At 52.6% G+C, this 26,501-nt stretch carries 24 protein-coding genes; 9 read left to right on the top strand and 15 right to left on the bottom strand.

The annotated features are described in order from the left end of the window. Window positions 1-36: 36 nt before the first annotated feature. From H6F94_RS22630 to H6F94_RS22605, 6 genes are all read left to right on the top strand, one after another. A complete protein-coding gene (locus H6F94_RS22630) occupies window positions 37-267 on the top strand; it encodes a hypothetical protein (protein WP_190804489.1) in 231 nt (76 codons plus the stop codon). Continuing rightward, window positions 267-1,847, top strand: coding sequence for a polyamine aminopropyltransferase (locus H6F94_RS22625; protein ID WP_190804488.1), 1,581 nt, complete (start codon window positions 267-269; stop codon window positions 1,845-1,847). Before H6F94_RS22630 ends, H6F94_RS22625 begins: the two co-directional genes overlap by 1 nt. A gap of 15 nt (window positions 1,848-1,862) precedes the next feature. Continuing rightward, window positions 1,863-2,456 carry a DUF4178 domain-containing protein gene (locus H6F94_RS22620; RefSeq protein ID WP_313949354.1) on the top strand — a complete coding sequence of 198 codons (594 nt, stop codon included), beginning with the start codon at window positions 1,863-1,865 and terminating at the stop codon, window positions 2,454-2,456. Continuing rightward, window positions 2,431-2,838 carry an S-adenosylmethionine decarboxylase family protein gene (locus H6F94_RS22615; protein ID WP_190804487.1) on the top strand — a complete coding sequence of 136 codons (408 nt, stop codon included), beginning with the start codon at window positions 2,431-2,433 and terminating at the stop codon, window positions 2,836-2,838. The genes H6F94_RS22620 and H6F94_RS22615 overlap by 26 nt, the downstream gene beginning before the upstream one ends. 88 nt (window positions 2,839-2,926) lie before the next feature. Further along, entirely contained in the window at window positions 2,927-3,949 is a 1,023-nt protein-coding gene (locus tag H6F94_RS22610; RefSeq protein ID WP_199320580.1) for a molybdopterin-dependent oxidoreductase, read from the top strand. A 92-nt stretch (window positions 3,950-4,041) separates the two neighbouring features. Next, entirely contained in the window at window positions 4,042-5,463 is a 1,422-nt protein-coding gene (locus tag H6F94_RS22605; protein ID WP_190804485.1) for an adenylate/guanylate cyclase domain-containing protein, read from the top strand. On the opposite strand, the gene H6F94_RS22600 is transcribed toward H6F94_RS22605, so the two are convergent. The 12 genes from H6F94_RS22600 to hpsE (H6F94_RS22545) form a co-directional block, all read right to left on the bottom strand. Next, window positions 5,414-6,436, bottom strand: coding sequence for a glycosyltransferase (locus H6F94_RS22600; protein ID WP_190804484.1), 1,023 nt, complete (start codon window positions 6,434-6,436; stop codon window positions 5,414-5,416). The genes H6F94_RS22605 and H6F94_RS22600 overlap by 50 nt on opposite strands. 196 nt (window positions 6,437-6,632) lie before the next feature. Further along, window positions 6,633-8,780, bottom strand: a complete 2,148-nt coding sequence (locus H6F94_RS22595) for an ArnT family glycosyltransferase (protein ID WP_190804483.1) — start codon at window positions 8,778-8,780, stop codon at window positions 6,633-6,635. 97 nt (window positions 8,781-8,877) lie between these two features. Then, window positions 8,878-11,028: an ArnT family glycosyltransferase gene (locus H6F94_RS22590; protein WP_190804482.1), complete on the bottom strand. Its 2,151-nt coding sequence runs from the start codon at window positions 11,026-11,028 to the stop codon at window positions 8,878-8,880. 98 nt (window positions 11,029-11,126) lie between these two features. Then, on the bottom strand, window positions 11,127-12,731 hold the full coding sequence (locus H6F94_RS22585) for a glycosyltransferase family 39 protein (RefSeq protein ID WP_190804481.1): 1,605 nt from the start codon (window positions 12,729-12,731) through the stop codon (window positions 11,127-11,129). 56 nt (window positions 12,732-12,787) lie between these two features. Then, on the bottom strand, window positions 12,788-13,792 hold the full coding sequence (locus H6F94_RS22580) for a glycosyltransferase family 2 protein (protein WP_190804480.1): 1,005 nt from the start codon (window positions 13,790-13,792) through the stop codon (window positions 12,788-12,790). After that, window positions 13,789-14,508, bottom strand: coding sequence for a TVP38/TMEM64 family protein (locus H6F94_RS22575; RefSeq protein WP_190804479.1), 720 nt, complete (start codon window positions 14,506-14,508; stop codon window positions 13,789-13,791). The genes H6F94_RS22580 and H6F94_RS22575 overlap by 4 nt, the downstream gene beginning before the upstream one ends. Window positions 14,509-14,554: 46 nt before the next feature. After that, window positions 14,555-16,120, bottom strand: coding sequence for a glycosyltransferase family 39 protein (locus H6F94_RS22570; RefSeq protein ID WP_190804478.1), 1,566 nt, complete (start codon window positions 16,118-16,120; stop codon window positions 14,555-14,557). Continuing rightward, complete coding sequence (locus tag H6F94_RS22565; RefSeq protein ID WP_190804477.1) at window positions 16,117-17,040, bottom strand: glycosyltransferase; 924 nt, start codon at window positions 17,038-17,040, stop codon at window positions 16,117-16,119. Before H6F94_RS22565 ends, H6F94_RS22570 begins: the two co-directional genes overlap by 4 nt. Window positions 17,041-17,055: 15 nt before the next feature. Beyond that, the gene (locus H6F94_RS22560; RefSeq protein WP_190804476.1) at window positions 17,056-18,675 is read right to left on the bottom strand and encodes an ArnT family glycosyltransferase; all 1,620 of its coding nucleotides are present in this window, start codon (window positions 18,673-18,675) and stop codon (window positions 17,056-17,058) included. Window positions 18,676-18,868: 193 nt separating this feature from the next. Next, window positions 18,869-20,524, bottom strand: a complete 1,656-nt coding sequence (locus tag H6F94_RS22555) for an alkaline phosphatase family protein (RefSeq protein WP_190804475.1) — start codon at window positions 20,522-20,524, stop codon at window positions 18,869-18,871. A gap of 125 nt (window positions 20,525-20,649) precedes the next feature. Beyond that, a complete protein-coding gene (hpsE, locus tag H6F94_RS22550; RefSeq protein ID WP_190804474.1) occupies window positions 20,650-21,624 on the bottom strand; it encodes a hormogonium polysaccharide biosynthesis glycosyltransferase HpsE in 975 nt (324 codons plus the stop codon). A gap of 10 nt (window positions 21,625-21,634) precedes the next feature. Then, the gene (hpsE, locus tag H6F94_RS22545; RefSeq protein WP_313949353.1) at window positions 21,635-22,648 is read right to left on the bottom strand and encodes a hormogonium polysaccharide biosynthesis glycosyltransferase HpsE; all 1,014 of its coding nucleotides are present in this window, start codon (window positions 22,646-22,648) and stop codon (window positions 21,635-21,637) included. Window positions 22,649-22,978: 330 nt separating this feature from the next. Between hpsE (H6F94_RS22545) and H6F94_RS32550 the strand changes: the two genes are divergently transcribed. The 3 genes from H6F94_RS32550 to H6F94_RS32540 are packed head-to-tail and all read left to right on the top strand — an operon-like array spanning window position 22,979 to window position 24,079. Then, window positions 22,979-23,272, top strand: a complete 294-nt coding sequence (locus H6F94_RS32550) for a hypothetical protein (protein ID WP_242041337.1) — start codon at window positions 22,979-22,981, stop codon at window positions 23,270-23,272. Continuing rightward, complete coding sequence (locus H6F94_RS32545; RefSeq protein ID WP_313949352.1) at window positions 23,211-23,777, top strand: histidine kinase dimerization/phospho-acceptor domain-containing protein; 567 nt, start codon at window positions 23,211-23,213, stop codon at window positions 23,775-23,777. Before H6F94_RS32550 ends, H6F94_RS32545 begins: the two co-directional genes overlap by 62 nt. Continuing rightward, the gene (locus H6F94_RS32540; RefSeq protein ID WP_242041336.1) at window positions 23,759-24,079 is read left to right on the top strand and encodes a sensor histidine kinase; all 321 of its coding nucleotides are present in this window, start codon (window positions 23,759-23,761) and stop codon (window positions 24,077-24,079) included. The genes H6F94_RS32545 and H6F94_RS32540 overlap by 19 nt, the downstream gene beginning before the upstream one ends. Before the next feature lie 21 nt (window positions 24,080-24,100). On the opposite strand, the gene H6F94_RS22535 is transcribed toward H6F94_RS32540, so the two are convergent. The 3 genes from H6F94_RS22535 to chlP all read right to left on the bottom strand — a co-directional run bounded on the left by H6F94_RS22535 (window position 24,101) and on the right by chlP (window position 26,479). Further along, window positions 24,101-24,268 carry a twin-arginine translocase TatA/TatE family subunit gene (locus H6F94_RS22535; RefSeq protein WP_190804473.1) on the bottom strand — a complete coding sequence of 56 codons (168 nt, stop codon included), beginning with the start codon at window positions 24,266-24,268 and terminating at the stop codon, window positions 24,101-24,103. 108 nt (window positions 24,269-24,376) lie between these two features. Then, window positions 24,377-25,129 (bottom strand): GntR family transcriptional regulator, encoded by a 753-nt coding sequence (locus H6F94_RS33330; protein WP_190804472.1) that lies wholly within the window; start codon window positions 25,127-25,129, stop codon window positions 24,377-24,379. A gap of 129 nt (window positions 25,130-25,258) precedes the next feature. Then, window positions 25,259-26,479, bottom strand: a complete 1,221-nt coding sequence (chlP, locus tag H6F94_RS22525; protein ID WP_190804471.1) for a geranylgeranyl reductase — start codon at window positions 26,477-26,479, stop codon at window positions 25,259-25,261. Between the last annotated feature and the right edge of the window lie 22 nt (window positions 26,480-26,501).

Raw genomic sequence — 26,501 nt, 5'->3', positions numbered from 1 at the left:
CTTCGAGAAAGATCCTACTGCGAGAAAGATCGAGCGATGCTCACTCAATTTCTGGCAATTGCTGCCCTAATCCTTGCGCTGCTCACTATCCTGGCTGGCTACTTTCAACCCTCAGCCCTTAATCTGCGCCAGGAACAACAACCGCTCTATTGGTCACGCCACGGCACTGAGTTATCCGGGTACTATCGCAACCAAACCTGGCAACCCTTGCCCTCCCGTACGGCTTACAGCAGTTTTCGTGGCGGTGGACCGGGGGCTGGCAAATAATGACCCTAGACCTACTGACTGAGGTCAGTTCATTCCAACCCTTGAGCCGCAGTCAACGCCTGCTATTGCTGACGGCCACCGCGATCTGTTCCGGTTGCGCTTTGGCTGCTGAGTTACTGCTAGGGACGCTAGCCAGCTATCTTGTCGGCAATCAGGCCCTCGCTTATGGGGTAGCGGTGGGAGGCTTTTTAGCGGCGATGGGGATTGGCGCTTACTTCAGCCGCTTTATTGGTGACCAAGGCGAACCAGCCCAACAACAGCAGCAGTTGTTATTGGCCTTTGTGCAAATTGAGCTGCTGATCGCCCCACTCATTGTCTTCTTGCCCTTGGGCCTGTTCGCCTTGTTTGTGGTCAGTGGTCCCCTGTGGCTGGGTTTGGTGTTGGTGACTGGACTGCTGGGTACCCTGGCTGGCTTGGAGGTGCCTCTCCTGACCCGGCTACTGGAGCAGGATGAGGGCGTGCGCGATGCTCTATCCGGGGTACTAGCGCTCGATTACCTGGGGGCACTGTTGGGGTCTTTGGCCTTTCCGGTGTTGCTATTACCGGTTCTGGGCTTGTTTCCTTCAGCCGCAGTAATTGGGGCCTTGCCTGCCTTCATGGTCTTTGCCTTAGGACGAGCTTTTGCTCAGTCTGAGCCCAAAGTTCGCGCTTGGAGCTACTGGGGTCTGGTGCTGGGCTTGGGCTTGTGTGCCTTTGCACCGGTGGCAACTTCGTTGGGCGACCGTCTGGAAAATACCCAATACAACGCGCCGATTATTGCCCGCATTCAGTCACCCTATCAGCGCATTGTTCTAACTCGGCAGGGTGCGGATGTACGGTTGTTTCTGGATGGCGACTTACAGTTTTCAACTCTGGATGAGTACCGCTATCACGAGGCATTAGTGCATCCAGCCATGAGTGCCAGTTCAACCCGACGGCGGGTCTTGCTACTGGGGGCGGGGGACGGCTTGGCGCTACGCGAGGTGCTGAAGTGGCCGGAGGTCGAACGGGTGCTGCTGATTGACCTCGACCAGGCGGTCGTGAACTTGGCCCGTCGCCATCCCTTTCTAACCCGGGTCAATGCTGGTGCCCTAGTAGACCCTCGGGTGGAGGTTCAACAGGCGGATGCCTTTGTAGCGGCTCCCGCTCTAGATGAACGCTTCGACGTGATCATTGCCGATTTCCCGGATCCAGACCGGGAGACAATTGCCAAACTTTATGCCGAGGGCTTTTATCAACGTCTGCTGCCTCGCTTGGCGGCTGGTGGTGTGTTAGTAACTCAGGCTTCGAGTCCGTTCTTTGCGCCCCGTGCCTTTGCTTGCATTGCGGCTACGCTCCAGGCTGTAGGTCTGGCCGTGCAGCCTTATGTAATTGATGTGCCCAGTTTTGGACCTTGGGGCTTTGTGCTGGCCTCCCGTACCCCAATCACGCCAACCACGCTGCAACTGCCGGTGGCAACGCGTTTCTTGCGTCAGCCGATGCTAGCTCAGTTATTCCAACTGCCTGGCGATATCGAAATCGGTCCAGTTGAGGTTAATCGACTTGCTTATCCAATAATTGTGCGTTATCAAGATGACCCGCGTTGGGCAGCTTATCAGTAACGAGAGGGTTCTACTGTGCTGGTATTAATCTGGCTGGGTATTGGTCTACTGGTTTGCCTGGGCATTGTATTACTGGTTCAGCAGCGGCAAAGTCAGGCTCTGAAACCGAGCAGCGCTCCTCTAGTTGCATCAGTAGAACGCTCCATTTTCGATCTGCAACTAGGCGACTTTGTGCAATATTTGGGCGGTGATTGGGTCGTCGAAGGACGGCTCACCTATGACAGCAATGGCTATCAATGGCTGGAATATCTACTGCAAGAGGGTGAGCAAGTTTGTTGGCTCTCAGTCGAAGAAGATGACCAGCTTGAAGTCTGCTGGTTAGAACCGATCTCGGATTTGGAAATTAGCAGTACACCCCCACAGAAACTAACTTTTGGCGGTGAAGCTTATACCTGTAGAGAAGCAGGCTCTGCTAAGATGACCCCCTCCAGCAAAACCCTTAATCGCAAGGCCCAGCGCTGCCAGTATTTCGACTACAACGGGCCTGGCAATAAAGTGCTCTCGGTCGAAGTCTGGGATGGCAAGGTTGAGGTGACTGCGGGCGAACGGATTTCCCCTACTCTGCTCACTATTTTGCCGGGAGATGGACGCAGAGTTTATGGTGTCTAACCCGAGCCTTAATTCTAGTTCTGGTCTGAAGTCCCATCACCTCTCGGCAGTCCTTACTGCTGCACCAGAAATCTTTGAATGGACAGAAACTGAGTTTTTGAGTTTCTTGAAAGACTCGGTTCAAAACGTTGGGCTAAAAGCAGTGGGCGAACTAGCGTTCACCTTCGAACCTCAAGGAATTTCAGCCGTCGTTCTATTAGAGGAGTCGCATATTGCTCTTCACTTCTGGCCAGAGAAGGGCAAAATCTCAGTTGATATTCATGTTTGCGATTACCAACAAAATAATCGAAATAAAGCGGAGAAACTGGCTCAATTACTGACGCTAAACATCAGTGGAAATGGCAACAGTGACTCCTGGCATTACTTGGCGATCAGTGGTTAGAGCCCTAGAGGGAGCACAAGGCTATTCTCATAATGTGTTGGCTACAAGCATGCTAACTGCATCAAGTTGTCTTAGGCTCAGAGTCCCTTTGCTTGCTGCTGGCATTTTGGCCTTGGCAGGGAGTCTACAGGGGTGCAGGCAACAGCCGACTGAAGTTCAATTAGCGACTTGGCAGCAAGAAGCTCTGATGCGCAATGCCACTTTGGCGGCAGCCCATCTCCATAACCCACAGACCCAAACTCAGTCCTGGCGCTTGTTGGTTACAGGACAGACGTTGAGGCAAACGCCAGTCACGCTCACGTGGCAACAACTACAATCGCTGGCGACCAGTCGCGTACTGACTCAATCGCCCTTGAATCCCACAGAGCTAAACGCTGTGCTGGACTTTCAGGGCATTGGTGTGGCAGATCTGCTCAAGCAAGTGGGGGTGAAACCTGGCGTACAAGAGGTGACCTTTGTGACCTTCGATGCCTTTCGCTCCACCGTCAATCTGGATGATTTGCAGCGCTATCCGATTACGCTTGCTCTTAAGCGCAACGGCCAGTTTATCCAACGCAACCAGGGTGGCCCCGTCTTTCTGGTGTTTCCCTACCGTCAATATCCGCAGTTGGAGCAGGTCTACAGCGATAAATTCTGGTCCTACTATGTCACGCACGTTATTGTCGGGACCGAGCCTATCCAACTGCGGCTTAAAGCGAACCAGCAGGAGTACCGCTTTGAGGCCAGTGCCTTAGCCAAACTGCCCCAAACCAGCCTTGAAGAAGCGGTTGAGTATCGCCTGGGCTGGCCGGTTGGCAAGGTCAAACTCCAAGGTGTGCGCTTGCGCGATCTGCTAGCTGCGGCAGGCGTGAGCTTGCAAGCCAGTCAACACGTGGTGGTTCGGGGAAAAGCAGCGGTTGATCGCGACCTCACCCAGCCCGTCACACTCAGCGCTGATGCGGTGAACCGTTGTGACCTGCTGCTTGCGACTCACTGGGGCGATGACCGGCAGCCAATCCCGGCTCGCTTGGGGGGGCCCGTAACCCTCGCTCTACCCCACCACTGTGTTAGCCAGAACGGGGTTAAGGGCTGGATGACTTTTGTTGAAGAACTAGAGGTGCCTGGGCGATGAAACAGACAGCAAAGCCCCAGCCCCTAAGACGCTGGCTTCTAAAACCTTGGCCCCTAAAACCTTGGCAATTTAGCTCCATCCGCACTCAGATTATGACCAGCACCACCCTGGTCATCGTCACGATTGTCTCTGCTGTGGTGTGGCTCTGGGCGACCAATGAGCGCGACTTCTATCAGGAGCAAAAGCGGGCCCAGGCTCAGTCCTTTGCCCTGCTGCTGTCGCAGACATCGAGTGGCGATCTCAATGAGCAAAACTGGAGTGCGATTCGCGTCAATCTCGACTTGCTACTACGCGACAATCCGGACTTCGTTTACATACTGGTGTCCGATGCGAAGTTAGACAACCAAATTGTTGCTGCCTCGCCCAGTGAGTTTCAGGAGCAGTACGTTCCTAACCTGGTGCCAATTGGGGTAACGGAGGCTGCGCTTGCGGCTTTGGAAAAACCTCACACTGCCGAAACGTTTATCCTGCGCGATATTATCTTTCCACCCAATCACCAACGGGCTCAACGCGGCGAACGGGTCATCGAAGTTGCCTCCGCTATTCACCTTGCTACTGGTGGAAAGCTCGGGACGTTGCGTGTGGGCATCTCACTGCGACAGGTAGATCGAGCTGTGGCGCTGGCAGTACAAAAGGCACTGCTCGTCGGGGCATTTGGTTTGATGTTTGGTTTGCTCAGTGCCTATCTGCTAGCTCGACATCTCAGTGAGCCGGTTCGCCATTTGCAAAGCAGCGCGGCCAAAATTGCCAGCGGCGATCTGCACCATCGCGCCAATTTGCAACGGGCTGATGAAATTGGCGCTCTAGCTACATCCTTCAACGAAATGTCAGCAGCGCTTCAGGCTTCCTTCAGCAAGTTGCAAAAAACTCTGGAATCTTTTGAGCGGTTCGTGCCCGAGAAATTTCTTTCCGTGATTGCGCCAGAGGGAATTGAGCAAATTCAGGTTGGTGTCGCAGTTACACGTCAAATTTCGATTTTATTCACAGATATTCGAGGCTACACCAGCCTCTCTGAGAAATTGACCCCCAGTGAAATCTTTCAATTTCTCAATGCCTATCTCGCTTGCATGGGCCAAGTGATCAACGAAGCCAATGGATTCATTGACAAATACATTGGCGATGCCATCATGGCTCTATTTGATGATGAAGCCACTGATGGAGTTTTGCAGGCAGCTCTGGCCCTGCGTCGTACCCTGACTCAATTCAACGCTGAGCGGCTTCACCAGGGTTTGCCACAAATTGATATTGGTATTGGCATTCACCGTGGTGAAGTTGTGATGGGCACAGTCGGCTTTACTTCGCGGATTGAATCCACCGTGATTGGTGACCCAGTGAATCTGGCTTCACGAGTCGAGCGCCTGACTAAGGACTATCACTGTCAAATTCTTGTGACTGAACCTGTGGTTGCGGCACTGCGTCATCCGGATGCCTTTCAACTGCGGCTAGTTAGCCAATGCGTGAAGATTAGGGGTAAGGATGAACCGGTTGCGATCTACGAATTGCAGGTGCCCTAGCCGGTTTTTCTTGTAATTGCCGAAGCTGTAGAACGATTTGTCTACGGTAGCTGTGTAGCCTTTGTGCAGCTAAAAAGCCTAGTGCACTCTCGATCAGATTATAAGGGAGGGAGCGATTATCTTCAGCCCGAAATTCAGGGTCTAGGTCAACCACTTTCTTGAGCAAACGCAGACGATGTTCATGTGTGATGTGATCGTGACAATAGCGCACCATCGAGAAATAGGACTCCGCCATTGCCCGTCGATAGCGAACTGAAAGTTTATCCTGTTGGCTCAATTGTGCTTCTGCTTTCGCTAGCACCCGCCAATGATTTTCCAGCCAAAGCACTTTGTTGGCAGTAGAGACCGTGACATTGCCGTACCTGCGATAAATGGCATAACAGCCGGGCTGATAAGCGTAGCTCACCCCTTTCAGTGCTAAAGAGATGAAGAAGTCCCGGTCCTGGCCGACTTTCAAGGCTTCATCCCAACCGCCACTTTGTTCAATGACGCTTCTGCGGAAGAGATAGGCATTCAAAGATGCCCACCAATCGCGGAGAAGTGACTCTAAAATATCGTCCTGAGCACCAGAAACTTCAACTGGTCCCAGCTCTGGTTTGCTGTTGCCGCGGTGATGCAGGTGTCGCCAATCACCATACACAGCATCGGCATCAGTCGTTTCTAGAAAGCGCACTTGGTGCTCGATTTTCTGCGGCAGCAGAAAATCGTCGGCGTCCAGGTACTGAATATAGTCGCCCTTGGCCAGGGAGAAGCCTCGATTGCGAGCATAGTTACCACCTCTACGCGGTCCGGTCTCCCAGATAATGCGCTTGCCATAGCCCTTGAGGATCTCTGGGCAGCGATCGGTCGAACCATCATCGATGACAATGACCTCGACCCTAGCGTAGGACTGCGCGAGACAACTATCAATTGCCTCTGCCAGCCATTTCTGCGCATTAAAGCAAGGAATAATGACTGATACTAGCGTTTCCATCTGCGCCCTTCTGTAACTGAGTGTTCTGATCGCAGCGTCAACCTCAAGCGTGTGAAGTCTGATCAATAATCAACCATTGAACCGGTTTCACAATCAGCGCTTGGACATAACTGCAGCTCATCGCAGCGAGTCATCGAGCCAGGGGCAGGGCTCTAGCCTTAGTAATTGGAATAATTCAGTTGTTTTTGTCTTGAAGCTAGGACGGTGTTACCTCAATTTCACCTAGGATTGCCTGATCACGCTGGGTCTGGTCCGAGCCGTTCTGAATGGTTAAATCACGACCAGCTACCGTCCAACCGACTTGAAGGCGATAACGTCCGATGGGTGTGTCTGAAGGTACGCTTAGCCGTTGGCTATCCCGTAAGACTGTGCCTGGAGCGATTTGTTCCAGAGGTAGAAGACCCGCTAGGGGAGGCGCAGTCGAACGGTCTCTAGGAACTCCCTTAGTATCTTGCAAACTCAGTACGATTGCAGTGTCCGCTGGCACAGGCTCTAGGAATTGCCAATAAAGCGTGACAACTAAATCACTACCGTTGCGTACTTGAGGGCTCTCTACTTTATGGCCGAGCAGGCGAACCTGCTCGCCGAAAGTGACTGCTTGAGTATTCGCTAGGCTTGCCTCTTCTTCCGGCAAAACAGCTGGACCCGAATAAATTTGAGCGTAGTCAACTCCGTGTAACTGCACGGTGTGCAGGGGTTGCTGCGCTGCGAAGTAAGCCAAAATTTTGGGATCAGGCAGTTGTCGCTGGTGTTGGTTGATGTATAAGACAATCCGCTGCACCTTCTCCCACCAGCGGGGCTGATTGACGAAGTTGTTTTTTCCAGCGGTTACAAGCTTGTTAATCTCAACCGACTTGCCTTGGAAATAAGGGGCAAATGAGGGCAAGTACCAACTGGCAGCGGTAATGGTTTTGGCATTTGGCTGCTGATTCAGCCAGCTTGCGGCCAAATCTAAGCCCTCCCCGTTCCCCAGCATCAACAACCGCTGAGCCACGGGCGCACCGCCCAACAAAGGATTGTAGTAGGTCAGGTAGTAGGGATAATGCGGCAATACGACCGCCAGTTGCGCCAATAGCAGCACCAGGACTAGCGAGCTAGTTTGGCTATGAAAACCTTTTGCCAGCAGAGAGCCGCGACCTTCCCAGAGCGGCTTCGTCCAAGGGGTAAGCCACTGGCTCGCTTGCTGCCAGCCTACCGCTGAGAGCAATGCCAGGAAGGGCAGCATGGGCATCACGTAACGGTCGATTTTGCTATCAATGGCTGAGAACACGAGCAGAATAAAGCAAGGCACCAGCGCTAGCGCCAGGTACTCTGGAACCTGGGATAGCGACCGTCGTAAGCGGGGTGTCAACAAGGCGATCAGGCAGAAGACAAGCCCAAGCTCTAGTACGGGTGAGAGCCGATAGGCCAGCAGTACCGGATAGAACAGGGGACCTGGCGATTCTGTGACTTGTCCCCAGAAAAAGAGATAGCCCCGCTCGGTTTCAGACTGCAAATCGCTGAGCAATTGGGTCACCGTTTGTATCGGTGCCACCCACAAGGCTGGCCAAATTACAAAAACGGTTGCCACAATGACGACCCCCCATAGGGCCAAGTCCAATGCTTGCCGCAGCCAGCCGCGTTGAGGAAAGCTGCGGCGCCAAGCACCGACTTCAATCAGGACTAGCCACGCGGTGATGGCTGGTAGGACTGCCAGGGATGGTGTTTTGGTGGCCGCTGCCAGTCCCATAAAAACGCCGGATCCCACCAGCGGTCGGCGATCGCCATTGCCTCGCAAATAGAGTAGCAGCAGCAACAGCGCCAGGATCGTGAAATCGGTTTGGAAGGCATCGGTGGTCAGCAGCCGCTGGTAGGACAGGAAAAATGGTTCCAGATTTAGCAGTACCAAGGCCAGCAATGCCACTGTCTGTCCTAGGAGCTGCCGCGCTAGTACGTATAGGAAGACCATGCAGGCCGAGGTAATGACCGCTTGGGCAACTCGAACCAGCACATAGGATTCCACCGGCAAAGCTGGAGCGGCTTTTAGCAACTGAGCGCAGGCTTGCAGCGAGCCCGTTTGGTCGAGTTGAAGCGCGGTCGGGAACCACTCGCGCAATAGGCAATGCGCCATCAGGCTAATGCCGTTGAGCCACATAGTGGTGACGCCAGGATGATGCTGAAAGTAGGTGCCTGCTAAGTTGCGGTCGACCAGTTCCCCCAGAAAGCCCAAACCCCGGTGCATCCACTTCACTTCATCTACATTGATGGGCACCTGGCTGGCAAGGACGCGCAGAAGCAGCGAGCCAAGAAAAATCCCTACTAGCAGCCATATTTCGGGTCTGGTCTGCTGCCTCGGGGAGGTCATCGATCGCTTCATCAACTGTCTATTCCTTGCGCTTGACTCATTCGCTTCAATCCCTTGGCTCTTTTTCAAGGCCACTTAGAGCCGATCCATGCAGACATCAACTCCGGATGACCTCTACCGTGCCAACCAATGCCCGCGTTTCTGAGTGGGGATGGATCGCACCTTCCACTTTTAGAGGTTGTTTAGGCGAAACCCACTCCACGGCAATTTGGTAAGGGCCGATGGCTGTTTCCGGTGGCACGATTAGCCAATGAACATCGCGCACGACCGTGCCCTTGGACAACTGCTGTGTGGGTAAGTAACCACCCACTAAACCAGTCTTGTCTTCCTGAATGACCTGGTCTGAGCCTGTCCGTAAACCCAATGAAAGGTTAGCCTCCGAAGGCAGCGTATCCAGAACTTGCCAGTAAAGGCTGATCCCCCACTTTTGGCCTGCTTGAACCTGAGGGTTGCTCACCTCATAGCCTAAGAGGCTAACTGCATTGCCAAACTTGGCAGTTGAGGGAATCGACAGTTTGGCAAGTTCATCAGACAGAGGCACAGGCCCTGGATAAATTTGAGCGTAGTCCACACCATGCAGCCGGACTGTGTGTAGGGGTGATTGGGCTGCAAAATAACCGAGCATTTTGGGACTAGGCAATTGCCGCTGAAACTGGTTGACATAGAGCACCACCCGCTGGGCCTGAGTCCAAGCCGGGGCGTCAGTGCTATCTTGCTTGTCGACCGAGACACTGGTGCCGTGGAAAAAAGGCGCGAACGAGGGTAGGTACCAGCTGGCAACCGTCATTTCTTTTGCCTGAGGCTGCTGGTTGAGCCAATTTGCTGCTACATCTAAGCCCTCACCCTGACCCACCATCAGCAAGTTTTGCGCAGTTCGAATACCGCCCAGTAGTGGATTGAAGTAAGTCAAATAGTAAGGGTAATGGGGCACCAGCACGGCCAACTGCACCAGTAGCAGGGCCAACACAGCCAGAGGACCCTGGAAGACTGAGCCACGACTGGTGCCCTCGCGATTGCGACGCTGCCAGAGAGACGTTAAACCCAATGCGATCTGCTGCCATCCCACTGCCGCCAGGCAAGCCAGGGGGGGGAAGGCAGGCAGCACGTAGCGGTCGATTTTGCTGGCCGTCGCTGAGATTACAAGCAGAATGAACAGAGCTAGTAACCCTAAGGCGGCCAGTTCAGGAACATGGCTCAAACGACGTCGCCAGCGAGGTACGAGCACTGTAACCAAGCAGGCCAACAGCCCAATTTGGGTCACGGGTGAAAGCCGGTAAGCCAGCACCAGCGGGTAAAATAGCGGCCCTGGGGATTGGGTCAGCTGTCCTAAAAAGAACAGAGAGCCTCGGCCTGACTCTGCTCGTAGGCCACCATACATGCGTTGCAGGGTCCAGAGAGGATCAGCCCAGGCTGCTGGCCAAGCTACCAAGATGGCTACTAGCAGCGCGGCTCCCCAGAGAGCTAAATCAATAGCCTGATGCAGCCAGCCTCGCTGGGCAAAGCTTTGGCGCCAAGCTCCTAGTTCGATCAGCACGACCCAGGCCACGACGGCGGGTAGGGCGAATAGGGCCGGTACTTTGCTGATTGCGGCTAAGCCCATCAGTACGCCTGATCCGAGCAACAGACGACGATCAGTTCCACCACTGCGATTGCCCCGCAAGTAGAGCAGTAGCAGGAATAGTGCCACCGTGCTGAGGTCGATCTGCAAAGCGTCAGTGACAGTCAATCTCTGATAGCTAAGAAACAGGGGCTCTAGCACCAGCAACCCTGTACCTATTAAGGCCACAGGCCGTCCTAATAGCCCTCGCGCTAACAGGTATAGGGCAACCAAACAACCCGAGGTTACAATTGCTTGCGCTATGCGGACTGCCGTGTAGAAGCTTAAGGGGAAAGCGTGAGTGCCATTGTCGATCTGACCACAAGCTAAAAGTGATGGCGACTGATCTACAGGTACAGCTGCAAACCACTGCTGTAACCAGCAATACACACCGATGCTGCTGCCATGGAGCCACATGTTGGTGACACCAGGGTGTTGCAGTAGAAAGGTTTTGGCAAAATCCCCTTCAAATAGCCGTTTGATGAAGAGAATGCCGTTGCCAACCCAAGTGCCCTCATCGGGGTTAATGGGCACCTGAATGGCAATCACGTTTAGCGCAAATGAGAGTAAGAAAATTCCGACAATCAGCTTGCGGTCGACACTGCGTTCAGAATCGCTGCTTTGTGCCCAGGAACCCACAGATAGCTTCATTGAATGCCTTCCCCCAACACTGTAGCTCCAAAAAAATTAGCCAACCGGGCAGAATCTAGTCCCGATACTTCTCAGACATTGAGAAACAACCGCAGCGTCTATTGCTTCACCAGCTCCCAAAGTTGTGTGGGCTTGGATGAGTAACGGCGCTCGACTTTATAGCTTTGGTAAGTAGGCTCTTGCTCAAATTCCCGACGAAGCTCGGGAGAAATATTGTAGAGAAAAACATTGCTAAAGCCGCTCGGAATCGTTGTCGGCAAATTTGGTTCCCTAACTAGAATGAGCCGTACCTTTGGATCTAGAAGATAGCTGAGTGACAGAACATTGACGTTGGTGTTGTCGCTGCTAATGACTAGGGGACGCTCGGCTTTGTTGATCATGTGAGCAACTGCTGGATCATAATAGCTGGCAGACTTGGTCCACCAGGTTTCCGCCTGGGAGCTAATCGCACAGGAAATGACACCGCCAGAGATCACCAGAGCCAACACCAACTGCCAAAGTTTTTGTTGCTGTGGCTTGAGTGAGGGCGAGCTAACTTGCCGTCCTAGTAAGTAGGCTACTGCCAGTTGAATGCCCAAATAGGATGGGATTAGATAGCGCCCGGTGATCGAACGCAAGCCTCCAGACAGCAAGTCGGGTAGTGCCAGAGGCAGGGCAGGCACGACAGCCAGAAGCAAAACAAAGAGCCAAATGTGAGTTGGAGCTTTGCGGCAGAGAAAATAGAATGCATAGCCCACCAATAACAGAATCGGTGGGATCATATAGACGAATGGGTCGTCATAGCCAAACTGAATATCAAAAAAGGCGTAGCTAATATTGCGTGCCCAAAGCTTCAGCAGGGAAAGCAGAGGTAAATCGCTTTTGAGCCAGGCTGTGTTGCTCCGGATGCGAGACGAATTGTCCAGAATCACCAACACCCAGGGAATGAAGCTTAACCCACTGACAATGGTTGCCAGTGCGTAAGCCAGCACCGTTTTGCTAAGACGAAAGCGCTCCTGGATCAGCACATATAAGCCATGCGCTGCTGTTACTAGAGCCGCAAATAGATAGGTGTAGAGCCCCAAAGCTACACTGACTGCGTACAGTGCCCAACTGGTCTTAGTTTTAAGACGTAATGCCCGCAGTAAAAGCGTACTCGACAGCAGCGTCACCGCAGCCCACAAGCTGTACTGACGAGCTTCTTGGGCATACAACACCTGAAATGGCGAAACCGCCATTAAAGCCATTGCAACCCAACCGATGGTCGAAGACTCAAACAGCTCTACACATAACCAGTAGAGGCAAGGAAATACCAACAGGCTAAACAGGGCTGACAAACCCCTAGGGATAGCAATGGAATCACCGAACCACTGCATACCAAAGCGAGCGAGCGAGAAGTAGAGCGGCGAGTGCTGGGGCGCATCAGTCGCTAGGGATTTGATTGTGGCGTCCAGCCCTAGCTCAGGGTTAGGGCGTTGGTACTTCCGGAGTTCCTCCAGACCGAGTTCGCGCCCGTCAAACATCTGCTGGATAAACTGAGCTTTGGTGTAGCCAGAAATGCGTAGTGAAGTGTAAGCTTCGTCTTTCCAGTAAACCTTATGGTCAATATTGACAAACCGGAAAAATACGCCCAGCACCAGCACAACGATAATGAAATACTGTAGCCAGGTCGAATGAAATCCCCAAGCCTTTGACTTGCCTTGTATAGATGGGAGCCTGAGCATCTCTAGAACCTACATTTGTACTGATTTTGTTTGACTGGCGTAGCAATTTAACAAGCTTAATGAGGCTGCGAATCAACGTAAGGCGTCGTTCTTAAATGGTTGCCATTGTCTGTATTGCCCGGAGCTGGAGTGAAACCTCCCACTTCGGCCAAAGTATACAGAGGTCGGCCTTTAACTTCTTCATAAATTCGCCCAATATATTCGCCTAAAATGCCAATACTGACCAATTGCACGGCTCCCAAAAAGAGAATTGCAATGGCAATGGTGGCAAAGCCATTGATGGGAGAGCCAGGTTGAAATAACCGCCAGTAGAGCACCAGCAGGGCCATTAAAATAGCGGCAGTAGCAGACAAGAGACCTACATAGGTTGAGAGACGCAGGGGGACCTTGGAGAAAGACACCAAACCATTAACGGCCAAGGCGAACGATTTGCGAAAGGTATATTTGACCTCGCCTGCAAATCGCGGGTCACGCTCAAAACGAATCGCAGTTTGACGGAAACCAATCCATGAGCGAAGTCCGCGAATATAGCGATTTCGCTCTGGCATCACGTTAAGCGCATCCACCACCTGCCGATCCATTAAGCAGAAATCCCCGGTGTCTGTGGGGATATCCACATCTGCTAGACGCTTGAGAATTCGATAGAAGGCGTAGGCTGTGAACCGCTTGAACCAGCTCTCTTGACGGCGTTGGATGCGCTGAGCATAGATGACCTGATAGCCCTGGCGCCACTTTTCCACCATGTCTGGAATCAACTCCGGTGGGTCCTGTAAATCAGCGTCCAGGATTGCAATGACTTGGCCCCGAGAGAAATTCAGTCCTGCTGTCACTGCAATTTGATGACCGAAGTTACGGGCAAAACTGAGATAGCAGACTCGCTCGTCTTTCTCCCGTAGCTCGCGCAGCATAGACAGTGAGGCATCCCGGCTGCCGTCGTTGATCAGAAGTAACTCGGTTGGGCCGTCCATCCGATCCATCACTGCACTGATGCGGCGATACAGCTCTGGAATGTTCTCCTGCTCGTTATAAATCGGCACAATAAAGGAGTATTGCGGCTTCATGGTTCACGACCTGGGTCGGGCGTTGGTAAGTCTGACAATCTGGCGCGGTCCAGTTGCTCTTGAGCCTGGGTTGGGAACATCCGTCGTCGTCGATACCAGGTAGAGCCCGCTACTAATATGCCAGTCATAGCCAGGGCTGCCACCAGCGGAAACACATCTCCGGTTTTGAATACTTCCAGGCTGGAACTGCCCAACAGTACAAAGGGCAGAACGCTGGGCACCGTGCCAATCGTCGTGCCTAACAGGTAGTCTTTGAAACTGACTGAGGTGAGCCCAGCCGCAAAGTTCACCAAGCCGTAGGGCATGATCGGCACTAGCCGAATCGCGAACATGTAGAACAGCCCTCCCTGCCGCACCTCTGCATCCATTGCCTGCCAGCGTCCAGATAAGCGCTTAGACACTGCCTGTCGTCCCACTGTGCGTGTAAAAGCGAAGGCAACCACGGCGGCAATAATTGCACCTAAGCTCGTCCAAACCGTGCCCAGCCAGGGACCAAACAGAGCCCCACCGGTGAGATTGAGTGCCGTGGAGGGCAACACCAAGACTGTGGCTATCACGTAGAGCACAATATACAAAATTGGCGCCCAAATTCCTGCTTGCCTAAGCCAGGTTTGCAATTGATCGGGATTAATACCGCCAAGCAGGTACAACGCTAAACCAGTAGCAGCCAGGCAACCTAAAGTTAGCAAGAAGAGGCTAGTTTTAAGGTTCAGCACAAGTTACGTCCATCTTGACACTTTCCATCTCGATTCTTGGTGGACCTTACGACTGTTTGTCTAAGCGCCAGAGCCTAGTGGTTTTAGCTGCAAAAACAAGTTCTCCATGACGCCGATTTTCACGTTCTATTTGCTCTCGAAATTGCTGATTCGGTTTGAAGAGAAAGACATCGCTGAAACCGTCTGGGATCTTGGGAATTTCCGGCGCGACAACCAATTGCAACCGAACTTTTGGATCCAGCCGATAACCAAGGGCCATGATATTGCCCTGATTGCTTAACCCATCAGCAACTACTAGCGGCTGCTCCGCCTTGTTAATTTCCCGAGCCACCTGAGGAATGTAATAGCTTTGATAGCGATTCCACCAGGTTTCAGCCTCAGACATAACAGCACAGGAAATGACACCTATTAAACTTAGCGTAGCCAGTGCTAAACGCCACCGTTGTTGAGCATTAGGCTGTTTTGAGGAGTTTGTGAGTTGAGTTGCTAGAAGATAAGCAACAGCTAATTTAATGCCTAGATAACTGGGAATAAAGTATCGAGCTGCTGTTGACATAACCCCACCTGTCATTAGATCAGACCATACAGGAGGTAGAGCAGTTGAAGCAGTTAGGGTTGTGATAAATAGAGCCTGCTTGGGAGCACGCCGCCAGACAAAATAGAAGGAATAGATAACCAGGATGACGAGCGGCGGAATCAGATAGGGAACTGGATCGTTATAGCCGAGTTGCACATCGAAGAAGTCATAACTGATATTGCGTGCCCACATACTCAGTAGGGGCAACAGCGTCATTTCGCGAGACTTCCAACTGGTTGTCTGATTAATTGTGGACAAGCTTGAGATCACCACCCAGAGCCAAGGCGCAAACAGAACTCCACTGGTCAGGGAGGCGAGCAGATAGGCAATTGTGGTTTTGCTCAGACGCAAGCCTTCGCAAATAAGCACATAAATGCCATGCCCTATTGCAACTAAAGCGGAGAGTAAGAACGTGTAAAACCCTAGTGCCATTGTGATGGCATATAAGCCCCAACTCAAGGTAGTTTTGAGCCTCAATGCTCGTAACAGGGCTGCACTCGACAACAAGGTTGTGACCATTAGCAGGCTATAGGGTCTTGCCTCTTGACCGTATAGCACCTGGAAGGGTGAAACAGCGGCAAGTGCCAGTGTGATCCAGGCAACTTTAGGGGACGCAAAGAGCTCTCGACACAGCCAATAAAACGCGGGGAATACGAGTAGGCTAAAAACGACCGAAAGGCTACGGGTAACAGTTACTGAATTGCCAAATAATTGCACCCAAAAGCGAACCAGGACAAAATATAGAGGTGGCAGTTGGGAGTCTTTTAGGCTTAAAGACCTGAGCGTGTCGCCTAAATCTTTCTCTGGGGTGACTTGCTGATACTTTTGAAGCTCATCAACTGTGATAACTTGGCCATTAAAAGCTTGTTGAATAATTTCTGTCTCGGTATAGCCAGCGATGCGAAACGAGGTAAAGGTCTCATCACCCCAATAAACTTTGTGGTCGAGATTGAAGCAACGCCAGAAGACTCCTAGCACTAAGAGTGAGAGGACAAAGACTTGTAGCCTGTTAAAGCGCAGCTTCTGAACTCTCATGGTTTCGCTTGGATTGACAAGGGTGGAGTGAGAGCCTTTTTGAGGATTTTGAACATCACCGACAGCACCATCCGTCTTTGTTGCAGTAAGGCTGGGTTGTTCTGAATAGAGTGCCAGAGACACCGTGCTGCTGCATAACCGCGCTGCAATCCCGGCGGGCCATCTAACGCCTTGAAGGTCAAGTATTTGTAGAGATTGGCATAGCTATACTTGCGCAACTGTTGAATGGCTTCGGGGGCCTGATCAAAAGCTCGATTCAATATCTTTAGGCACTCGCGCTCCTGCCTGACCACATTAGACGACATCGAATTGGTCCGTCTGTACAAAATCTGGACTTTGCGCACCCCCACAAATTCATAGTGTTTCGCTAAGCGCAACCACATGTCCCAATCTTCAGCTGCCGTAAGTGACTCATCGAAGTCGCCCACTTCCAGCAATGCCTGCTTCCGAATTAATGGATTGGAACCGTTCTCGACAAAATTAGTGACCAAAAGCTGACCCAACACACTGCCATTGCGCGTCATGTGGGTGCCTGCCTGAATAAATTGGCTGGCATCGTTGATGTAATCAGTCCAGCTGTAGGCCACTGCTGCCTGAGGATTGGCTTGCAGTGCTTGAAGTTGTGCCTCTAGTTTGTCGGTGGTCCAAAGATCATCTGCGTCTAGGAAGGCAATAAACTCGCCAGTTGCTTGAGCTGTACCTCGATTGCGGCTGGCCGCTAAGCCAGCATTGGGGTAGGACAGAATCTTGAGGCGTGGATCCTGAATGTTGCTGAGAATTTCTAGAGTCGAGTCCTGCGAACCATCGTTAATGATTAGCAGCTCAAAATCCGTGAATGTTTGCTTCAGAACCGAGTCAACCGTTTCTTGAATCGTTTTTTCGCCGTTATAGACGGGAATGACAACAGAGATCAGTGGCATGTTATTCCACAGTGATTAAGGTGTTTTGCGTAAAAACACGAAAATTGGCGTTGGTTCAAAGCGCCCCATTTCGATTTGCACGGGTCCACTCCAGCTGGAGTCATTGCGCAATCGCTCCACCAGCTCGACATTATGTTGATTGTCCATCAGACCGAAGCGTTGATAAGTAGTTAAGTTGTTCTGGTCAGCAGACGGTTGAGTAAAAGCTGGAACAGTAATGACAACATTTTTCGAGTCGATTTCCTTCATGATCTTGTCCCAATTGAGCTCCCCCTGCTCATACCGCCAAAGCTCGGTTACACTTACGCTCTGATTTTGTACTGCCCAAGCGTAGATAATTTGCGTGGGGCTAAGATTGTCGCCACTACCTAAATAGGCGATTCTCGCCTTTTGCAGTTGATGCGTGTCACACAGTGTTTTGAGCTTGGACCAATCCCATTGCTCAGACCGCTGCACCGTGGTGGTGGGGTTACCCCACAGTAGACTTTGCGCAGCTGCATCGCCCTCCTGATAACGTGGGCTGCCACCGGAGGGGGAAATCATCACTGCTAACTGACAACCGATAATTGCCGTGGCCAGTGCTGCTCGCCACTTCATGGAAGTCCAGCCAGTTGCAGTGGCAATAACCCCAATTGTCACCGCAAAAGGGACCAGGCAGGGAGAAACCAAACGTGGGTTTTGGTTGGTACCTACTGCCGCTAGCAGCAGCATGGGTAAAGCTCCGGCCAAACAAACGGCAATCGCTGTTGCCTGAGTGCGATTGAGCGGGTCTTGCTTGAGGAGCAATTGCACCAGCAAAGTTCCCAGAATCGCTAGGGTGAGGAGCGCTAGGGCTGGCCCCAGCATCGATTGGGCAACAACGTTGAGCCACTCTATGAGAGTAACCAGCGATCCTTTAGGTCCTAAGGAATGCCTTGAAAAGCCACCCGAACGAAATGACTTAGAGAGAGCTGCCCGGAAGTTAAAAGCCCACCAAGGCAGCATGATCAGGATACCTAAACCTGCTGCTTTGACTAAGGCTAGCGGTTTGGGGCCAAGCACCACCTTAAACCAGCTCAAGGCAAAGGCGAGTAGAAGACTTGGTACCGCGATAAACACAAAAGGAGGTTTGGCCAGTGCCCCCAAACCAAGAGCTAATCCCAAGCCGATCCAGTTACGAGAGCGGGGTTGCTCCTGATTCCAGTCCGAGAATAGAAAGTACAGCATGGCGGCAATCGCTAAGTGGAGCGGAAAGTCCACATAGAACCGCATGCTAGCTGCAAGCATAATTGGGCAAAGTGCTAAAAAGGTTGCTGCAAATGCACCGGCTGTTGCACCTGCCAGTCGCCTGGCTGCTCCGTAGACAAACAGCAGACTGAGCCAGAGACAAGCTAGAGACACCAAGCGCACCAGTGTAGGACTTGGCCCCAGCACCAGTGTTAGCGGCAGAACGAGCAGTCGGAAGGCTGACGGACGACTGACATCCTCTTGAACCAATGCCTGAAGCAGACCGACAATGCCATCACGCTTAAAGATGCTGACATCTCGATAAGCCCGGTTGATGTAATTTGCCTCGTCCCAGTTGGTTCCGTAGGGATGGTCGCCAATCCAGAACACTGCCGCAATGCTAAGAGCAACGACAACCAGAGAGGTCAATCCTATCCAGAACCACTGCCCGAATGCTTGAGACGGTTGCTCAATCTGCCATCTCTGTCTACTCTTGAGCCTTATACTCTCAGCCCAACGCATGCCAGTAACCCTGAGTGATGGAATTCGCGTTCGGAGCCAGCTCCTTAAGCTGTGGTCAGCTGGCTCCGGACCAGAACTAGCACAAGCTCAAGACCTAAAGTCAAGCGACTGGGCTAGGAACTGAGCGTTGCAGCAGAGGCTTGCCCTCAAAATGGGACGGAATCGGTGCGCCCATGAGCTCTAGGATCGTGGGTGCAAGATCCAGCGAATGCCCAGGGGGCAGCGTCGCACCAGACTCGATGCCCGGTCCTTGAGCCATGAAGAAGCCCTCAGAGCGGTGGCTACCGGTGCGAGAGAAGGGGACAGGGCCAATACGACCGAAATCAGGACTATCAACGACGTCGGTGGCATTTTCCTCTTGCCACAGCACAACCAAGTCCGCACTCGGCAGCTTGGGATCGCGTTCAGCACCTGTGGCTCGGGTCCGCACAATCTCCCGTACCATTGGCTTGCCAGTTCTGGCATCTTTGAGCTGGTACAGGTGCTGACTAATCTCGTCACATACAGCGTTGTATTCAGCCAGCGGAACTTGGCCCTCAGGCTCTCGTCCCTCTAGATTGATACGAACATAACCTTCTGAGTAGCTGGGCAATCCAAAGGCCTTCATCTTCGGCCAAAGGGACCGATACCAATTGGCAGGTTGCCAGTATAGAGAATCTGAGTTGGCAGACTGCTCGTAGGGGGAGACCAGGTCGTCTGCTTGCGGTGCGCCTAAGAATTTCTCAAGGCGGTCATAAATTTTGGTTGGCGCTTCTCGGCGTAGGAAACCACGGAGCGGATTGGAGTCGTGCTTTAAACTCCAGACTTCGCCGACCCAGCCACGTTTTTTGAAGCTGGTGATCGGTGGTTTGGGACGGGAGTTCAACCGGCCCGGCGCCAAGCCGGGCTTACCGAAGTTCCAGCGGTAGAGCAGCTCGGGCAAGAAGACCATACTGGGCAGGTCCATGACATTGGAGCCCATGCCATGAGCAGCAAACACAGCCACGGTCGCATCTGCCGGAGCTTTGGTTAGAATATCGCCGATTGCCCGGTCAATTGCTTCAAAGGTAGCAAGCAAGGCGTCAGGCGCAGTCTCGTCGCCCAGCTTGTAGAGCGGGTGGGGCTGGCTCAAGTGCCACATGTAGTGGCCTGCCGAGTGGGTTTCGCCAAACACGGTTAAGAACAGATCCCAATCATCTCTCTCCAAGAGATCCTGGCAAATAGTCGCGCGACGAGCGATGCCAGTTTCTAGAGACTTTTGCAGCCGGAGTAGCGCTTTGAGGTTGCGACAGTCCGCGTGATCCCGATTCAGAACCGGGTGCTTGCCATGCTGGCGGATGAGTTCAGATAGCAATGGCTCGGGCCGGGAATGGCTGGGCGTCAAAGGAGAGTGCGCGCCCCAAGCCAGAGCCTGCATGCCATTCACCTGATCCGAGAGCGTGGACTGGGGCGTATCAAACACCGCAACTCGGTAGTCTTCGCCCAGTGCATAGAAGGGTGGATGCTCCTTGAAGTCGTAAGCGCCGGTCTCACGGACATCGTAAGTTCCCTCTCGCAATTTCACAGGACCCCAAAAGCCTGTCTCCTCAGGAGGACGACCAGTCAGAAAGGTTGTCCAGGGCGTCTCGGCCCGATAGTAGTGAAAATTGCTGAGACGAGTATAGGCTCCTTGAGCCCGCAGCCGGCTCAAATTCTTCAGGTGCCCCTGTGACATCCAAGCTTCTAGCAGGGCTGGATCGGCTGCATCCATGCCAATGGCAATGACAGGCTTTTTCATAACTTGCTCTCGTGAACTTGAGGAATGAGGTGAGTCAAACTACTGAAATGAGGGATAGAAACTTAACCAAACTCTGTCGTCTACAGACTGTGGTTTTGAGACTGTGGTTTTGGCATTGAAAAACTCTAAGGATCGCGCAGGGCAGTGGTCTTACTCTTCAAGGTTTTATTTAGAAAATAGAAAGGGCTAAGTAAACTACCCAGAAAAAATTCCATCTCACAAGCAGCGATGAGATCAGTTTTAATTTTGCCCCGATATTTCAGAACATGGAGCAGGGTGCGACGGGTACTTCCCAGCAGAATCTTAGTGAATACAATTGGCTTTTGCCAGCTTTTTGCATTGATCATACGTAAATCACAAATGCATAAGCTAGAGCCACGTACTAGCGACATCAAGTAGTCTCGCTCTAGCCTCCAGTGAGGAATTTGATGATGCGTGTGCATTGCTGGGTTGTACCAAATTTCCCAACCTGCTCGGTACATATAGAGCAGCGGTTCGTAGTCGTCACCCTGCACCATGGAGCCACGCACCTTACCGCTCAATTTGGGGCGGCTAGGTACATGGTTGTACCAGACGGATTTACGCACTACCACTGCAGCCGCAGGTGGCAAACTTAAGTTCTCAGGGTCATACAAGTGAGGTTTAGAGCCCCGCTCGCGGATCGCCAGAAAAGATTGAATTCTTCTGAAATTTTCTGGCGGTGCCACTTCATAATCGCCGTGAATCTGACCACCGTAGGCCCCCGCTTTGGGATGCTCCTGACCAAAGCTATAGGCAGCACTCACCCAATCTGGAGCCGGTAGATTGTCGTCATCAATAAAGCCGATAAGCTCGGCCTGGGCCTCTTGTACTGCTCGCACCCGAGCAAAGGCCGCTCCCTGCTCAGCTTCAAAGTAATACTTTAAGGGAAAAGCTTCAGGCCAGTTGGCTTGGTATTCTTGGACAACTTTAGCCGTATCGTCTTTGCTGTTGTTGTCAACAATGATGATTTCCCAAGCAATTTGGTCTACCTGTACCTGTGTCTTTAATCGATCAAGGATAGCAGGCAAGCGGCTTGCCCCATTATAGGTAGGGATGGCTACAGTAAAGTCCAAGCTCATGTTTTCTGGCTTATTGGCTAGATTGAGTTGTAGCAACGCTTGATTCTACAGGCGCTGGCAGACGTTCAAAGCTAAATCGAGATTTAAGCAGCTTGCTCCACAAATAAAATGGACTAATCAAACTGCTCAACAGTAGCTCAAATTCTGACGCAGCAATAGCATCACTCTTGAGAGTTTTTCGGTGCTTAATAAAATAGAAAATCAGCTTACGCAAATCATTGGCGAAGTAGGCAGGAAGTGCTAGAGGGCGCTGCCAAGGTTGAATGCTCAACATGCGAATGCGGTGTCGGCTCAATCCAACACAACGCAGCAACACGATTAAGTATTCTCGTTCCAAACGCCAAGGGGGAATTTTGTGGTAGACCTCCATCGTCGGGTTGTACCAAATCTCCCAGCCTGCGTTTTGGACATGGAGCAATGCCTCTAAATCTTCACTAGCGAGGCCAGCTTCTTTGCCCTTGTTATTGAGGACTAGGCTCTTAGGTACAGACTTCAGCCAAGCCTGCTTGCGAACCACTAAACCCGCTCCAGGCGGTAGCATCTTCTTCTCAGGTTCATAGCGACGCGGGTTAGGTCCCCGTTCAATGATTGCTAAGAATGGGGCAATGCGCTTGAAATCGGCAGGTGGCTCAACCTCAAAAGCGCCATGAATCTGGCTCCCGTAGGCCCCCACACTGGGACGGTCTTGGCCAAAGGCGTGAGCCGCCGCAACCCAGTTAGGAGCTGGCAGATTGTCATCATCTAAGAAGCCAATAAATATTCCCTGAGCTTCTTCAGCTGCCCGTTGCCGTGCAAAAGCAGCGCCCTGCTGAGTCTCTAGATAGTATCGAAGAGGACAAGCTTGAGGCCAGTTTGCCTGGTAATCTTGGACAATTGTTGCCGTGCGGTCAGTGCTGTTGTTATCGACAACAATCACCTCCCAATCGAGATGCTCGACGCCGACCTGAGTGCGCAAACGGTCCAAAACCTCAGGTAGTCGGGACTCCCCGTTGTATGTAGGAATAGCTACTGTGAAATCAACCACGCTGATTACCTAATGTTGTGGTAAACCTGCAAAGCAACCCCTAGCTTAGAAACCGGGCTACTGATGGCATTGGGACTAGAGATTTCGCGTTTTGCCATCTAGTGACCTCAGAATCGCAAGTACATGGTTATTCTGGCCTTAGCTTCCTTAAGTGATCTTAGAGGGGAAGTTGGATGAGGTCCGTAAAGATTCAGTGAATGGGCGATTGCTGTCCGTGAAGTCCTCCACCCTCCGCTAGATTCTCTTGAACTTTTCAGGGGTCTGGATCAGCAACGTAGGATTAGGTCAGGGTCAAACCTCCTTAAGACTACCCATTAACTCCCGTTCGCTATGGATCGCTGGAGCCTGCAATTTCGCCTGTTTTGCTCCCACCTGATTGTGATGAGTGTGGGAATGTTGACGCTGCTGGCCGTAGGGCGCTACTCCTCACCCCACTTTTTCATCCTCTACCTAGAGGAGATGATCGCGAGTGAAGGTGGCAACGTGAGCGTTGTTAGAGCCAAGTTGGTGCAGGGCTTTGAAATCGCTTGGACTCGCGGCGCTGCTTGGTCGCTTGTGGTTGGTGGAACGGCGGCGGGGGCTGAGTTATCTGGTTGCCAGTCGCATCGTCCGCCCGTTGACTGATCTAGAGCAGGTCACTCAGCAGTTTGCCGAGGGCTCCTTCCAAGCTCGTGCCCCTCGCAATGGCGTTCCAGAGTTAGATCATCTCAGCCAGAGCTTCAATCACATGGCTGCCAGCCTTGAGGGGGTTGAACAGCGACGCCGTGAACTGATCAGTGACCTAACCCACGAGCTACGCACACCGCTAACGGTTTTAGAGGGCTCTTTGGAGGGACTAGCAGATGGGGTGATTGAGCCTTCCCCTGTCGTCTACGAGCGTCTGGCTCGCGAGTCAGCCCGCCTACGCCGTCTAGTTAATGACCTACAGGAGCTTTCCCAAGCGGAGGCTGGCTATCTCAAGATCAATTTACAACCGCTCGAGTTGCGCCCTTTGCTCGACAATTTGATCGCCCGCTTCCGGAATCAAATTCCGGAGGGAGGGCCAGAACTCTACTTAAAGGTGCCAGTCAATCTGCCTTCAGCCCTCGTCGATCCCGACCGCCTTGAGCAATGCTGGTCAATCTTTTAAGCAATGCTTTGCGCTACACCAACACTGGAGAGATCGCAATTGGGGTTGACCTCGGTGATGCATGCCTACAGATTTGGATCATCGATACCGGAACCGGCATCGCTCCGGAAGATCTGCCCCATGTATTTGAACGCTTCTGGCGCGCCGACCGCTCCCGCTCCCGTGATTCGGGCGGTACAGGGCTGGGTTTAGCGATCAGCCGGCGGTTGGTGGACTTGCAAGGCGGGGAGATCGAAGTCCAGAGCGAACTGGGCTGCGGCAGCACGTTTAGGGTCTGGCTCCCGATCGCCAACAGCAGCTGAGCCCTTCACTCCACTGCTAGATCAGTCAGAGGTGGAATCTTCGTGGGTCCCTGGCTTTTTGAGTTCATCCTTGAAGCCGCGCAGGGTTCGTCCCAGCGCACTTCCCAGTTCAGGAATTTTCTTGGGACCGAATACTAGAATCGCTACGACTGAGACAATCGCAACCTCAGGCCAACCTAAGCCAAACATCAAGGTGTCCTCAGAAGTAGGTCAATCAAGGAGCTGTAAATATAGAAGATGCGTGAACTCCTCCTACTGGTTCAGTGTGCCACAGAAGGCTGACTCGCACCGTGACGATTAGCCTTCGTCCTGTCCCAATTGGGTGCGTAATAGATCAATCGAGTAGCTGTAGCGGTCGGCCCTCGATAGAGTTTCGCCACAGATTAACGGATAGTCATCAACGGTGTAGGCCGTGTAGCGAGCGACCAAGAGAGAAGCACCCACTTCAACTTCTAAATGTCGCGCTGTCTGCGGATCGGCAGGGGTGCATTCTAAAACCAGGTGGACTCGCTCTACCGAGATGCGATGGTTTTCTAAGGTGGGATAGACAAATTGGGTTTGCAACTCTTCGGCCAGTTGTCCCCCCACCAGTTCTGGCAGATAGGTGACATCAATGGCGATGGGCAGACCGTCCGCCAGAATAATTTTGGTCTGGCAGTAGACCGTCGCACCTGGTGATAGTTGCAGGCTGCTAGCGACCCAAGGGCTGCTGGCTATCCGTTCATAGGAGATTGATTTGATCCCTGGCGCAATGCCGCGGCTGCGCATCTCGTCTTCAAAAAAGCGTAAGTGAGCTGCTAGAGAGCGCCGAACCTTACGTGTTTCTTGCACAAAGACACCTCGCCCCTGCTCGGCACGCAGCAACCCTTCACGGACCAGGTTGCCAATGGCACGGCGCACCGTAATCCGGCTCACGCCAAAATCACGGATGAGCTGGAATTCACTGGGTAGACGGTCGCCGGGGGCAAAACGTCGTTCCTGAATCCAGCTTCTCAAGATATCGGTAACTTGGCGGTGTAGCGGATAGTGGGTATTTTGGCGATCAAGCACGGAAGCCTAAGACCGGTAGCCCCACCTACCTATTGTACAGAGGGTCTTAGTAAGCTTTGTATCAAAAAAGCCCCTCTCGCCTCGGAGAAGGGCTGGTTCAGAAATCAACTCAGGCTAGAAAGCCAGAGCCTAAGGAGCCAGAGCGCTGCCCCGTAGTAGGGAGCCTAGTGTCTTGGCAGTTACCTTTAACTGCACTAGTGGATTCGCAGGTACCACAGTTTTGTAGAGGTAGCTGTCAAAGGTCATCTTTTGCACATCGCGGTCAGCACACATCTCTACGAAGGCTTCACGGGTGGCGTCCGAACGGTAGAAGACCGTTTGCAAGATGTCCAACACCTTGTAGGTCAGGCCATACTTCTTGTCCCAACGCTGCAAATAGACCTTGAGGTTAGCCTCAGTGGGAACGCGCTGGCCTCCTTCGGAAAACTCCACAATGGCTTCTGCGCACATGCGCCCTGACTTGGCAGCAAAGTAGATGCCCTCACCGGAGGACTTGGTCACGGTGCCTGCTGCATCGCCTACGAGTGCAACACGACCCCGTACCCGCACCGGACGAGGGTGTTCGGGGATTGGGTGTGCTTCAACTTTGATAATCTTGCCGCCCCGTAACTTCTCAGCAGCCCGAGCGCGGATCCCGGCCTGTAGGTCTTTGATGCGAGCTTTGTTGGGCCTCATCGTGCCAGTGCCCACGGCGACGTGGTCGTACTTGGGGAATACCCAGGCGTAAAAGTCGGGCGAAACGTCGTCGCCTAAGTACATTTCCGCTCGGTCTTCGTAGAACTTCATTTTGTCGTCCGGGATGCGGATGCGCTCCTGGAAGGCGATTGCGTAGTTGTAGTCCCCAGCTTCAATGTCTTTAGCAATGCGGGAATTAGCGCCGTCTGCCCCGATTACCATGTCGACTTCAAGGCTCTTTTGCACCCCTTCAGGGCCACCCTCTGATAGGTCGGTGTAGTCCAGGACGTAGGGCTTGTTGCCGTTATCGCGGATGTTGAGCTTGTAGACTACACCGTTGATAATCTGGGCACCCAACTTAGCAGCCCGGTCACGCAGAAAGCCATCGAGAATTTCGCGGCGGCACATGCCGATGTACTCATTTTCCTTTTCGATGTTGATGTCCACCTCAAGGTTGGAGGGGGAAATCATCTTCATCTTGCGCACACGGCGGTCGATGATCTCAGGTGGTAGATCAAACTCTTCGACCATGCACAGGGGAATCGCACCGCCACAGGGCTTGGCGTTGTCCAGCTTGCGCTCGAATAAATAAGTTTCAATACCGGCTTTGACCAGAATCTCGGCGGCGGAAGACCCTGCCGGACCCGACCCAACTACAGCAACCCGTAGAGTCAACGCTCTTGTCTCCTATGGCCCT

The sequence above is a fragment of the Leptolyngbya sp. FACHB-261 genome, from assembly GCF_014696065.1.
Taxonomy (GTDB): Bacteria; Cyanobacteriota; Cyanobacteriia; order FACHB-261; family FACHB-261; genus FACHB-261.
Note: the sequence above shows the minus strand (reverse complement) of the source record. Positions and strands in the feature narration are given on the sequence as shown.